This is a genomic window from Streptomyces sp. A1277, assembly GCF_004795015.1.
Classification (GTDB): domain Bacteria; phylum Actinomycetota; class Actinomycetes; order Streptomycetales; family Streptomycetaceae; genus Streptomyces.
The window spans coordinates 23753-36451 of record NZ_SSBI01000014.1 but is presented as its reverse complement, the minus strand read 5'-3'; the positions used below and the strand labels follow the sequence as shown (position 1 = coordinate 36451).

The following is a 12699-nucleotide window of genomic DNA, read 5'->3' as shown; positions in this document are numbered from 1 at the left end:
CCGGACAGACGGACGCCGGGCGAGCGGACGCCGGGCGAGCGGGCGCCGGGCGAGCGGGCGCCGGGCAGCCGGGAACGGCCGCGGGGCCGGTCAGTTGGGTGGACCGGCCCCGCGACAGGGGTACTGCTGGGTGGGTGCTGCCGGCCGGGTGCGGCCCGCCGGGGCGCAGAGAGCGGCTGCGCTCCGGCGGATGCCGATGATGCCCGGCCTTGTTCGACCCGTTCGGGTCGGTGGCCTGCGGGTCAGTGCATGACGGCCATGGCCAGCGCGCGGCGGGCGCGCATCGAGGCACGCTCCGCCCGGCGCTGCATCCGCCGCGCGGAGATCAGGCGCACGGCCTGACGCTCCGCGTCGGCTTCACGCAGGCGGTCGTGCATATGCGCACGGGCCAGGGCTTCTGGGATGAGTTGCATCTCGCGGGTCCTGTTCTGACGCGAGTCGTTCGCGCCGATGATGGTGACGTCTGGTGTCGCGGAGCCGACGGGCTCTGACGTGGGGATGGTCATTGGAGCCTGGTTTCGGGGGTCGTGGGTGAGGGGACGGTCGATGGTTCCGATGCGCTTCATGGGCTTGGGGGCCGGGACCCCCAGGTCGGCGGTCACGCCGCGACCGGGTTCTTGCGCGGACGGCCTCGCGGCCGCTTGCGGGCAACGACGACACCCTGGATGAAGAGCTCGCCGCCCCAGACGCCCCAGGGCTCGCGACGCTCCTTGGCGCCGGCGAGGCATGCCTCGACGAGGGGGCAGGTGCGGCAGAGGGACTTGGCGTACTCGACGTCGGCCGGCGACTCCGCGAAGAAGACCTCCGGGTCGTAGGCACGGCAGGGGACGGGCACGCCGAGCTTCTCGATGGCGTCGTCGAGCGCGGTGAGCGCGGTGAGCGGGGTCAAGGTGGAGTCCTCCGTGAGGCCGGGCGGGGAGATCGTGTCGGAAGGCGGTACTGACGGGGCGTGCGCTTCGAGTTGCACGGTGGTGGTGTCCTCGTCTGGTCGTTTCCGGCCTGTTGGCCGGGGGGCGGCTGGTACCAGGTCCTGCTAGTCCCGAGGCTCCTTCGCGCTGTCCCGTCCGTTCGGACAAAACAAAAGGGCCGCGGATCCCGAGTGGGGTTCCGCGGCCCTGAAGGCGCCGGCCTGATGGTGCATCAGGCTGGATCACTCCAGGGTTCAGGCCCACGGAAGGCCCACATCGTGTGGTGGTGCATCGTCTGCTCGGTGACGCCGGCTCCCGCTCCCGCACCGACGGCCGCAAAGGCATAGGCCTGGGCCTGTCCCTTCGCTACTGCTGCTGCCGGTGCCTGGGTCGGTCGCTCATTGCGCTCCCGCACGGGAAGGCCGGCCAGGGACATCGGGATGACGGCGGAAACGCCGGACACACCGGTGGCACGCAGCGAGGGCTTCGAGGAACGGGCGAGAAGGCCGAGCGAGCAGGCGGAGACGACCGAGAGATCGGTCATTTTGTTGGTCTCGATGATGCTGATCACTTCAATCGCCTCCTCTCGGCGTCTCGGGGGGACCGGCGAGCCGGTCCTGCGTATTCGGATAAGTACAGCACAGAGCCAGGGCTTCAGAGAAGCCGCTGTTTCCGTGGTTAAGAACCTATGGTGATGACTGGGGCGGGCGCAAACTATTTTTTCGACGAGTTTTTCTCACATCTCGTCGTCGGCCTCCGCCAGCCCCTCGCTCCCGTCGCCACCTGCGCAGATGTCCAGAACGGCGGCGCCGAAGCGGCCCAGCTTCCGCGCGCCGACCCCGGAGATCCCGGCCAGTTCGCCCTCGCTGTGGGGCACCGCCTCCGCGATGGCCATCAGCGTCTTGTCCGTGAACACGCAGTAGGCGGGCTGGCCGATCTCCCGCGCCCGGACCGCCCGCCAGTCGTGCAGCCGCTCGTACAGCGCCTCGTCCATGTCGGACGGGCAGTCGTCACAGCGCATCAGCTTCATCTCGCCGGCGTCCGTCAGGGTCTTGCCGCAGACCCGGCACCGCGCGGGCCCCCGGGGCTTGCGGCGGGCCACGACCGGGCGCTCGACGCCACCGCCCGCGCCGCCCGCCGCACTCCGGCCGCCGGGCCCGGCCGAGCCTGGGCGCAGCCCGTTCAGGAACCGGGTCGGCCGGCGTCCGGGACGGCTGCCGGGCGAGCGGGCCAGCGACCACGACAGCGCGAGGTGGTAGCGGGCCCGGGTGACGCCGACGTACAGCAGCCGGCGCTCCTCCTCGATCTGCTCCGCCGTCTTGGCGTAGGTGATCGGCATCATGCCCTCGGTCAGTCCGACCAGGAACACGGCGTCCCACTCCAGGCCCTTCGCCGAGTGCAGCGAGGCCAGTGTGACGCCCTGGACCGTGGGGGCGTGCTGGGCGGCGGCCCGCTCGTCGAGCTCCGCGACCAGGTCGGAGAGGGTCGCGCCCGGCTTGGCCCGCTCGAAGTCCTCGGCGAGTCTGACCAGGGCGGCCAGGGACTCCCAGCGGTCGCGCACCGCGCCCGAACCGGCGGGCGGCTCGCTGCGCCACCCCTTGGTGGAGAGCACCGCCCGCACCTCGGCGGGCAGGCCCTCCGCGTCGTCCAGGAGGGAATCGTTGGCCCCCGCGCGGGCCGCGCCGCGCAGGGCGATGCCCGCCTCGCGTACCTCAGGGCGCTCGAAGAAGCGCTCCGCGCCCCTGAGCTGGTAGGGCACGCCCGCGTCCGCGAGGGCCTGCTCGTAGACCTCGGACTGGGCGTTGACCCGGTAGAGCACGGCGATCTCACCGGCCGGGACGCCCGCCGTGATCAGGTCGCGGATGCGGCGGGCGGTGCCCTCGGCCTCGGCGGGCTCGTCCGCGTACTCCACGAAGGCGGGCTCGGGGCCTCGCTCGCGCTGGGAGACCAGGTCGAGGCGGTGTTCGGCGGCCCGGCCGGATGCCTGGGCGAGCAGCCCGTTGGCCAGATGGACGACCTGGGGGGTGGAGCGGTAGTCGCGGACGAGCTTGACGACGGTGGCCCCGGGGTGGCGGGTGCGGAAGCCCAGCAGGTGGTCGGGGGTGGCGCCGGTGAAGGAGTAGATCGTCTGGCCGGCGTCGCCGACGACGCAGAGGCTGTCCCGGTCGCCGAGCCAGAGATCGAGCAGCCGCTGCTGGAGCGGGCTCACGTCCTGGTACTCGTCCACGACGAAGTGCTGGTACTGGCGGCGGACGTGGTCGGCGATGTCGTGCCGGTCCTGGAGGATGCCGACGGTCAGCAGCAGCACGTCCTCGAAGTCGATCACCGTCCGCTCGCGCTTCAGCTGCTCGTACGTCGCGTAGACCTGGGAGATCTCCGCCGGGTCGCGCGGGGCGTCGCGCTGGGACTTGGCGACCATGGCGGGGTAGTCGGCGGGCACGGTCTGCGTGACCTTGGCCCACTCGATCTCGCTGGTGACGTCCCGCAGCTCGTTGCGGTCGAGCCGGATGCCGCAGCGGGCCGCCGCCTCGGCCACGAGCTGGACCTTGCGCTCCAGCAGCCGGGGCAGATCGCCGCCGACTGCTTTCGGCCAGAAGTACTGGAGCTGCCGCAGCGCCGCCGAGTGGAAGGTGCGCGCCTGCACCCCGCCGGCTCCCAGCTGCCGCAGCCGGCCGCGCATCTCACCGGCAGCCCGGTTGGTGAACGTGACGGCCAGCACGCTCGACGGCTGGAGTATCCCCGCGCGCACTCCGTAGGCGATGCGGTGCGTGATGGCCCGCGTCTTGCCCGTACCGGCTCCGGCCAGCACGCACACCGGGCCCTTGAGGGCCGTGGCGACCTCGCGCTGCTCGGGGTCGAGCCCGTCCAGGACGGCGTCGGCGGTGTCGGGGACCTGGGGGAAGAGGGTGGAGTGCGTTGCTGATGTCACCCCGCCATGCTGCCAGGTCGCGCGGGGCTGGTGCGGTGGTTGTCCACAGGGGTGATGTATTCGTCGTACTAATACGGCGGCGGCCCCGCCCGGTACGCGGTGGCCGCCCGGCCCGGACCCGGCGCCGGGAATGGCGGACGGGTCCCGTACGTTCACCCTGCGTGCGGCAACGCACGTCCCGGCCCCTGTGCGACGCACCGGACCCGCGTCCGGGCGTGAGGGGTTGCCGGGACCGACGAGACAGAGGAGCGCGAAGACATGCCGGGCACTGTGACGATGTACAGCACCACGTGGTGCGGCTACTGCCGTCGGCTCAAGGGGCAGATGGACCGCGAGGGCATCGCCTACACCGAGATCAACATCGAGCAGGACCCGGAGTCGGCGGCCTTCGTCGAGAAGGCCAATGGCGGAAACCAGACGGTCCCGACGGTTCTGGTGGCCCCGGCCGGCGGCGGTGACGACGTCGTCATGACGAACCCGAGTCTGGCCCAGGTGAAGCAGGCCCTCGGGGTCTGAGCACCCCCGCGCCCGCCCCGCCCTCTCCGGTCAGCGCACCGGAGGGGGCGGTCGTATGTCCGGGCCCGGTCGCCCCGCTCGTACCAGCTCCCCGGTCGGCCCGCGCGTACCAGCTCCCGGTCGCCCCGCTCGCACCGGCTCCCCGGTCAGCCCGCGCGGACCGGCTTCGGGAGGGGCTTGCCGTACCAGAGCTCGATCAGCCGGGAGGCGATCGAGATGCCGAACGGGGGCAGGATCTCGCCGGACTCGAAGGCCGCCGTCAGCTCCTCGCGGGAGAACCAGCGCGCCTCCTCGATCTCCTCGCCGTCCACGTTGATCTCGTACGTCGTGGCGCGGGCCATGAAGCCGAGCATCAGGCTGGACGGGAACGGCCAGGGCTGGCTGGCGACGTACTCGACCTCGCCGACCGTGATGCCCGCCTCCTCGAAGACCTCGCGCGCCACGGACTGCTCGATCGACTCGCCCGGCTCGACGAACCCGGCGAGCGTGGAGAAGCGGCCCTCGGGCCAGTGCACCTGGCGGCCGAGCAGAGCGCGGTCCTGGTCGTCCGTGACGAGCATGATGACCGCCGGGTCGGTGCGCGGGTAGTGCTCGGCGCCGCATGCCTGGCAGCGGCGGATGTGGCCGGCCGCCGCGATGACCGTGCGCTCGCCGCAACGGGAGCAGAAGCGGTGCAGCCGCTGCCAGTTCTCCAGGGCCACCGCGTGCACCATCAGACCGGCGTCCCGGGCGCCGAGGAGCATCCCTGCCTCGCGCAGCCCGGCCGGCCGTGCCGACTGGTCCATGCGGCCCGGGAGGGTGTCCTTCTGGAGGGCGAAGTAGCTGACGCCGTCCGCGTCGCTGCCGAGGAAGTAGCGGTGGGTCTCGGTGACGGGCGCCTCGAAGGCGGGTGTCATCACGAGTTCGGTGCCGTCGTCGGTGTCGTCGATCAGCACCTGGCCGCCGGAGACGACGAAGACCCGGGTCGTCGGGTGGCTCCACGCGGCGGACAGCCATGCCTCGTCGAGGCGGTGGTGCGCCGCGCGGTCGATGCCGCTCGGCGCGGTCAGACCGATGGGCCGGTCTGCGGTGGCGTTGTCGAAGGTGCTCACAGGTGCTTCCTACTCCCCCGGGATGGATCGGGTGTTCAGAGGATTCAGCGGAGGGCGGCCGCCATTTCGCCCCAGAGGTGGGCGGCGGTCTCCACGCCCTTGAACAGCAGGCCCAGCTCGACCTTCTCGTCGGGGGCGTGCCAGCCGTCGGACGGTACGGAGATGCCGAGGAAGAGGACGGGTGCGCCGAGCACGTCCTGGAGGTCGGCGGCGGGACCGGAGCCTCCTTCCCGGGTGAAGAGGATCTTCTGCCCGAAGGCCCGGCCCATGGCGCGCGCGACTGCCTGCAGCGCGGGGTGGTCCAGGGGCGTCAGGCAGGGGCGGGTGGCGGGGAGGAAGGTGATCCGGTGGCCGATTCCGGCCGGGATGCGGGCCTCGGCCCAGGCCCGTACGGCCTGCTGGACGTGGTCCGGGTCCTGGCCCGCGACCAGGCGGAAGCTGATCTTGACGCGGGCGGACGACGGGATGATCGTCTTGCTGCCGGCGCCCTGGTAGCCGCCGCCGATGCCGTTGACCTCGGCGGTGGGGCGGGCCCAGATGCGCTCCAGCGTGGAGTACCCCGCCTCGCCGGACGCGGCCCCGGCCTTGGCGGTGCGCAGCCAGGTGTCCTCGTCGAACGGCAGCTCGGCGAAGAGGGCGCGTTCGGTGGCGGTGAGTTCGGCCACGCCGTCGTAGAAGCCGGGGACCGCGACCCGACCGTCCGCGTCGTGGAGCGCCGCGACGAGGCGGGCGACCTCGGTCGCGGGGTTGGGAACGGCGCCGCCGAACGAGCCCGAGTGGATGTCCTGCTCCGGCCCGAGCAGCTCGATCTCGCACTCGGCGAGGCCGCGCATCCCGGTGCAGACGGTCGGGGTGGTCTCGTTCCACATGCCGGTGTCGGAGACGATCACCGCGTCCGCCGCGAGGCGGTCGGCGTGCTGCTCGACCAGGGCGCGGAAGTGCGGGGAACCGGACTCCTCCTCGCCCTCCACGATGAGCTTGAGGTGCACGGCCGGGGTGGTGCGGCCGGTGGCGGCGAGGTGGGCCCGGACGCCGAGGGTGTGGAAGAACGCCTGCCCCTTGTCGTCGGCCGCGCCGCGCCCGTACATCCGGCCGTCGCGGATCACCGGCTCGAACGGCTCGGTGCTCCAGCCGTCCTCGCGGGCGGCGGGCTGGACGTCGTGGTGGCCGTACACCACGACCTTGGGGGCCGCCGGGTCGTCGGACGGCCACTCGGCGAAGACGGCGGGCGCCCCATCCGTCTCCCACACCTCGGCGACCGGGAAACCGGTCTCCTTCAGCTTGGCCGACAGCCACTCGGCGCTGCGCCGTACGTCGCCCTCGTGCTCCGGCTGAGCGGATACGGAGGGGATGCGCAGCCACTCGGCGAGGTCGTCGAGGAAGGCCGCGCGGTGCTGCTCGGTGTACGTACGGACAGCGCTGTCCGGGGTGTCGCTCATGACCTTCAGCTTATCCGTCCGACGGAGGTGGCTCGTCCAGGAGGATGCGCTCCAGCTCCGCCCGGCCCGGGAGGCGGGCCGGGCGGACGCTCTCGCCGCTGCGGACGAAGAGGAAGGCGGCCGTGACGTCGGTGAGCGCAAGGCCGTGCAGTTCGGCCCAGGCCAGCCGGTAGACGGCGAGCTGGAGGGGGTCGGCGGTGTTGGTGCGGCTGGTCTTCCAGTCGACGATCTCGTACGTGTCGCCCGTGCGGTACACCGCGTCGATCCGGCCCCGGATCACCCGCCCGGCCAGCGTGATCTGGAAGGGCGTCTCCACGCGGTACGGGGTGCGGCGGGCGTACGGGGTGCGCTCGAATGCCTCCTTCAGCTCGGCGAGGTCGCGCTCGTCGGCGATGTCGGCGTCGCTCTCGTCGCCGCCGGGCAGCTCGTCGGGGCCGAGCATGGGCAGCGGCAGCTCCTCGAAGCGGGACTCGACCCAGGCGTGGAAACGGGTGCCCCGGCGGGCGGCCGGCTGCGGTGGGCGGGGCATGGGCCGGGCCAGCTCCCGGGCGAAGCCGTCGGGGTCGTCGGCGAGGCGCAGCAGCTGGGTGGCGGAGAGCGAGGCGGGGACGAGGACGTCGCGCACGGTGGCGCGGGCGCGGCGCAGCTCGCCTGCGAGGGCGTCGAGGTCGCGGTCCCAGGAGGCGAGGGTGCGGGCCTCCTCGGGCGTGAGCCGCGCGGGGGCGGGAACGGGGGTACGGGCCGCCGGGACGTGCGGGGCCGGCGGGGGCGCCGGAGCCGGCGGGGGCGGGGCGTCGTCGTCGCTGTCGTCGTCCGGGAAGTGGGCCTCGTCGGGGAAAGGCGCCTCGTCGAGGAACGGGTCGTCGTCCAGGTAGGACGCCTCGTCCGGGAAGGGCGCCTCGTCCGTCAGCGGGACCCCGTCCCGCAACGGCACCGCGTCCGGGCGCGCGCTCCCGTCCGGGAAACGGGTCTCCTCCGGCAGCGGCGCCTCCGCCCGAAGCGGCGCCTCGTCCGTCAGCCTCGCCAGGTGGTCCAGGACCGTGTCCGCGGCGGCCCTGCGGCGGGTCAGGGCGTCGGCGTCCAGGGGGAGCGGCCAGGCGTGGTCGGCCGCCGCCTCGGACAGGGACGGGTTCTCCTCGGTCTCGGCCGGCTCGTCCGCCCACGCCTCGATCTCGCCGTACCCGGCGGCGCAGTGCTCGTACAGCGCGTGCAGGAAGGCGGACGGGCCGCGCGGCTTCTTCTGGCTGGGGCCCCACCAGTGGCCGGAGCCGAGCAGCAGTGTGCGGGGGCGGGTGAAGGTGACGTATCCGAGGCGCAGCTCCTCGGTGTGCTGGTGCTCCTTCATCTCCTCCTTGAAGCCCTTGAGGCCCTTGGCGTCGAAGGCGTGGAGGGCGGGCAGCGTGGCCCGGTCGCCGCGCAGGGCGTGCGGGAGGACCTGGGGCTGCGCGGTCCAGGCGTCCCGGGACTGGCCGCTGGGGAACTGGCCGGTGACCAGGCCGGGCACGGCGACGACGTCCCACTCCAGGCCCTTGGACTTGTGGGCGGTGAGGACCTTGACGGTGTTCTCGCCACCGGGCAGCGCGTTGTCCAGGCCCTTCTCGTACTGGGCTGCGGTACGCAGGAAGCCGAGGAAGGCGAGCAGGGTGGCCTCGCCGTCGACGGCGGCGAAGCGGGCGGCGACGTCGAGGAAGTTGTTCAGGGTCTCGCGGCGGCGGGCGGCGAGGGCCTGCGGGGACGCGGAGAGCTCGACCTCCAGGCCGGTGGTGGCCAGGACCCGGTGGAGCACGTCCATCAGGGGGTCGGCGAGCGAGCGGCGCAGGTCGCGCAGTTCGGCGGCGAGGCGGGCGAAGCGGACCCGGGCATCGGCCGAGAACGGAAGCCGGTCGTCCTCCTCGCCGCCCGCGTCCAGGAAGGTGTCCAGGGCGTCGGCGAGGGAGATCACCTCGGCCGGGTCCACACCCTCGACGGCCTCGGCGAGCCGGCGGTCGGGGTCGAAGTCCTCGTCGTCGCCATGGGCGGCGCGGTGGACGAGGAGGCGGGCCCGGCGGCCGAGCAGGGCCAGGTCACGGGGGCCGATCCGCCAGCGGGGGCCGGTGAGCAGGCGGACCAGGGCGGCGTTGGCCGCCGGGTCCTGGAGGACCTCGCAGACGGCGACGAGGTCGGCGACCTCGGGGAGGTGGAGCAGCCCGGAGAGGCCGACGACCTCGACCGGGATGTCCCGGGCGACCAGCGCGGCCTGGATCTGCGGGAAGTCACCGGCGGTGCGGCACAGGACGGCGATCTCACCGGGCGCCTTGCCGGTGCGCACGAGGTGGGCGATGGAGTCGGCGAGCCAGGCCATCTCCTCGGCGTGGGTGCGCAGCAGCGCGCAGCGGACGAGGCCGTCGCGCTCGGCGCCGGGGGCGGGGCGCAGGGCCTCGACGCCCTCGTGCATGGCGCGCAGGGGTGCGGCGAGTCCGTTGGCGAGGTGGAGGAGGCGGCCGCCACTGCGGCGGTTCTCGCTGAGGGAGTAGCGGGCTGCCGGGGTGCCGTCGGCGTGCGGGAAGTGGCTGGGGAAGTCGTCCAGGTTGGCGACGGAGGCGCCGCGCCAGCCGTAGATGGCCTGGCAGGGGTCTCCGACGGCGGTGACGGCGTGCCCGGAGGCGGTGCCGTCGGGCCCGCTGCCGAAGAGGGCGGAGAGCAGGAGGCGCTGGGCGACGGAGGTGTCCTGGTATTCGTCGAGCAGGACGACCCGGTACTCGTCGCGCAGGATCGCGCCGACCTCGGGGCGGGTGAGGGCCAGCTCGGCGGAGAGGGCGATCTGGTCGCCGAAGTCGAGGAGGTCGCGGCTCCGCTTCGCCTCGCGGTAGCGCCGGGTCAGCGAGAGCAGTTCGCGGCGGGCCTCGGCGGCGTCGGGGATCTTGCGCAGCTCGGCGTTGCTGAGCCGGGCGCTCTCCAGGGTGCGCAGCAGTTCGGTGTCGTACTCCGCGAGCCGTTCGGGGCGTACGAGGTGTTCGGCCAGCTCGGCGTCGAGGGCCAGCAGGTCGCTGACCAGGGTGGGGAAGGACCTGGTGAGGGCGGGGAAGGGGCCGGGGGCCTCGCGCAGCACGCGGGCGGCGAGCTGGTAGCGGGTGGCGTCGGCGAGGAGGCGGGTGGCGGGTTCGAGGCCGATGCGCAGCCCGTGCTCGGTCAGGAGCCGCCCGGCGAAGGCGTGGTACGTGGAGATGCCGGGCTCGCCCGGGGGGTTGTCCGGGTCGATGGCGTCCGGGTCGGTGACTCCGGCGGCGACGAGGGCCTTGCGCACGCGCTCGGCGAGCTCGCCGGCCGCCTTGTTGGTGAAGGTGAGCCCGAGGACCTGCTCGGGGGCGACCTGACCGGTGCCGACCAGCCACACCACACGCGCCGCCATCACCGTGGTCTTCCCCGACCCGGCTCCGGCCACGATCACCTGCGGGGCGGGCGGCGCGATGATGCAGGCCGTCTGCTCGGGGGTGAAGGGGATGCCGAGGAGCTCCTTGAGCTGCTCGGGATCGGTCAGGCGCGGGGACACTCCACAGAGGCTAACCGGCACCACCGACAACCCACGAAGCCGTGTGGAGCCGGGCGCCCGTGGACAAGCCGGGCGCCCGTCGGCAGCGCGGAACTCCGGCCCGCGCCCGGCCCCGGCTACCCGGCCCGGGCGCGGGCCGCAAGGCCCAAGGCCGCAAGGCCCAAGGCCGCAAGGAGAGTCCGAGAAGTGCCTCCCGCCGCCGGAACGACCGGTCTAGGTTGTCAATGATCGTTCCGGACCGCCGCCGATCACATCCGACATCGCTCTGCACGCATCGCCCCGGCACGCACCTCTCTGCACACATCGCCTCGGCACGCACCTCTCTGCACGCATCGCCCCGGCACGCCGCCTCACACAGCACCGAAGCACGCCGACCACGCGCATCGCCCATCTCGATGAGGACGCTCATATGAACGCCGACGCCCCCGGCCCCGCGGACCTGGACACCACCACCGGGCTCCGCAAGCGCATCGACACGACGAAGGCACACCCCGCACGGGTCTACGACGTCTTCCTCGGCGGCAAGGACAACTACCCGGCCGACCGCGAGGCCGCCGCCCTAGCGGCGAAGGCCAATCCACGCGGGCACCTCGACGTCCGGCACAACCGGGACTTCATCCGGCGGGCGGTGACCGCGCTGACGGCCGAGACGGGCATCCGACAGTTCCTCGACATCGGGACCGGGCTGCCGACCCAGCAGAACGTGCACCAGATCGCCCAGGCCATCGCGCCCGAGTCACGCATCGTCTACGTCGACAACGACCCGATCGTCCTCGTCCACGCGCAGGCCCTGCTCACCAGCAGTCCCGAGGGGCGTACCGACTACATCGAGGCGGACCTCCGCGACCCGGCCAAGATCCTCGAAGCGGCCCGCCGCATCCTCGACTTCGACCGCCCGGTCGCCCTCGTCCTCGCCGCCGTCCTCCACTTCATCGAGGACGACGAGGCCCACCCCGTCGTCGCGCAGCTCCTCGACGCGCTGCCGTCCGGCAGCCACCTCGTCCTGAGCCACCTCAGCGCCGACATGAACCCGGCACCGATCAACAAGGTGGCCGAGACGTTCCGCAAGCGGGGGTTCTCCTTCGTGCTGCGCCGGCGCGAGGAGATCGAGCGCTTCGTGACGGACAACGGTCTGGAGCTGCTCAGCCCCGGCATCGTCGCGTCGCGGCACTGGCGGCCGGACCACGCGGCCGACGCGACCGAGGTGCGGGGTCCGGCGCCGGAACAACTCGACCACCTGGACGAGGGGCGGTACGTCAGCATCTCCGAGGCGACCGACGAGGACGTCAACATCTACGTCCTGGTGGCGCGCAAGCCGTGAAAGACAGTCTAAATTAACTGCTTGTCGCACCAACAGCCTTACGAGGACGGTCATATGAGCGCCGACGCACCCGCCCCTGACGCCACCGAGCTCCGCAAGCGCATCGACACGACGAAGGCACACCCCGCACGGGTCTACGACGTCTTCCTCGGCGGCAAGGACAACTACCCGGCCGACCGCGAGGCCGCCGCCATGGCCCTGGCCGCCAACCCGCGCGGCTACCTCACCGTGCGGCACAACCGGGACTTCATGCGGCGGGCGGTGACCCTCGCGGCGAACGACGGCGTCCGGCAGTTCCTGGACATCGGCACCGGGCTGCCGACGCAGCAGAACGTGCACCAGATCGCCCAGGCCATCGCGCCCGAGTCACGCGTGGTCTACGTCGACAACGACCCGGTCGTCCTCGTCCACGCGCAGGCCCTGCTCACCAGCGGGCCCGAGGGGCGTACCGACTACATCGAGGCGGACCTCCGCGACCCGGCCAAGATCCTCGAAGCGGCCCGCCGCATCCTCGACTTCGACCGCCCGGTCACTCTCGTCCTCGCGGCCGTCCTCCACTTCATCGAGGACGAGGCGGCCTACCCCGTCGTGAAGCAGTTGGTGGGCGCCCTCGCACCCGGCAGCGTCGTCGTCCTGAGCAATGTGAGTTCGGACCTCAACACCGAGCAGGTCGGCAGCATCACCAAGGGGTTCAAGGAGCGCGGCTTCGCCATGGTCCGCCGCTCCCACGCCCAGATGGAACGCTTCGTCACCGACAACGGCCTGGAGCTGCTCGAACCCGGCATCGTCCCCGTGCACCGCTGGCGGCCCGAGCAGGTGGTCGACCTGCCGGAGGCCCAGAACCCCGACCCGGAGTTCGTGGCGGGCCTGGACGAGCTGGACCGTACGCGCTACCAGGACATCAACGACGTCACGGACGCGGATGTCAGCGTGTACGGCCTGGTGGCGCGCAAGCACTGATCCCCG

10 protein-coding genes are annotated in these 12699 nt (G+C 72.6%); 3 read left to right on the top strand and 7 right to left on the bottom strand.

The window, feature by feature from the left end:
• Positions 1-242 precede the first annotated feature (242 nt).
• The 4 genes from E6R18_RS11915 to E6R18_RS11900 all read right to left on the bottom strand — a co-directional run bounded on the left by E6R18_RS11915 (position 243) and on the right by E6R18_RS11900 (position 3837).
• A complete protein-coding gene (locus E6R18_RS11915; protein WP_136316939.1) occupies positions 243-566 on the bottom strand; it encodes a hypothetical protein in 324 nt (107 codons plus the stop codon).
• 32 nt (positions 567-598) lie between these two features.
• Complete coding sequence (locus tag E6R18_RS11910) at positions 599-967, bottom strand: WhiB family transcriptional regulator (RefSeq protein WP_136316859.1); 369 nt, start codon at positions 965-967, stop codon at positions 599-601.
• A gap of 173 nt (positions 968-1140) precedes the next feature.
• Positions 1141-1479 carry a hypothetical protein gene (locus E6R18_RS11905; RefSeq protein WP_136316858.1) on the bottom strand — a complete coding sequence of 113 codons (339 nt, stop codon included), beginning with the start codon at positions 1477-1479 and terminating at the stop codon, positions 1141-1143.
• 165 nt (positions 1480-1644) lie between these two features.
• Positions 1645-3837 carry an ATP-dependent DNA helicase UvrD2 gene (locus tag E6R18_RS11900; RefSeq protein WP_136316857.1) on the bottom strand — a complete coding sequence of 731 codons (2193 nt, stop codon included), beginning with the start codon at positions 3835-3837 and terminating at the stop codon, positions 1645-1647.
• A gap of 258 nt (positions 3838-4095) precedes the next feature.
• Between E6R18_RS11900 and E6R18_RS11895 the strand changes: the two genes are divergently transcribed.
• Positions 4096-4353 carry a mycoredoxin gene (locus E6R18_RS11895; RefSeq protein WP_136316856.1) on the top strand — a complete coding sequence of 86 codons (258 nt, stop codon included), beginning with the start codon at positions 4096-4098 and terminating at the stop codon, positions 4351-4353.
• Positions 4354-4499: 146 nt separating this feature from the next.
• Here E6R18_RS11895 and nudC read toward each other — a convergent pair whose 3' ends face one another.
• From nudC to E6R18_RS11880, 3 genes are read right to left on the bottom strand one after another with little or no spacing between them, the layout of a single operon-like run.
• Positions 4500-5444 (bottom strand): NAD(+) diphosphatase, encoded by a 945-nt coding sequence (gene nudC, locus E6R18_RS11890; protein WP_136316855.1) that lies wholly within the window; start codon positions 5442-5444, stop codon positions 4500-4502.
• Between the two features lie 44 nt (positions 5445-5488).
• Positions 5489-6883, bottom strand: a complete 1395-nt coding sequence (locus E6R18_RS11885; protein ID WP_136316854.1) for a dipeptidase — start codon at positions 6881-6883, stop codon at positions 5489-5491.
• Positions 6884-6893: 10 nt separating this feature from the next.
• Positions 6894-10412, bottom strand: a complete 3519-nt coding sequence (locus E6R18_RS11880) for an ATP-dependent DNA helicase (protein WP_136316853.1) — start codon at positions 10410-10412, stop codon at positions 6894-6896.
• Between the two features lie 409 nt (positions 10413-10821).
• On the opposite strand from E6R18_RS11880, the gene E6R18_RS11875 reads away from it, so the two are divergent.
• Complete coding sequence (locus tag E6R18_RS11875) at positions 10822-11733, top strand: SAM-dependent methyltransferase (protein ID WP_136316852.1); 912 nt, start codon at positions 10822-10824, stop codon at positions 11731-11733.
• Positions 11734-11787: 54 nt separating this feature from the next.
• Positions 11788-12693, top strand: a complete 906-nt coding sequence (locus tag E6R18_RS11870) for an SAM-dependent methyltransferase (RefSeq protein ID WP_136316851.1) — start codon at positions 11788-11790, stop codon at positions 12691-12693.
• The last annotated feature ends 6 nt before the right edge of the window (positions 12694-12699 follow it).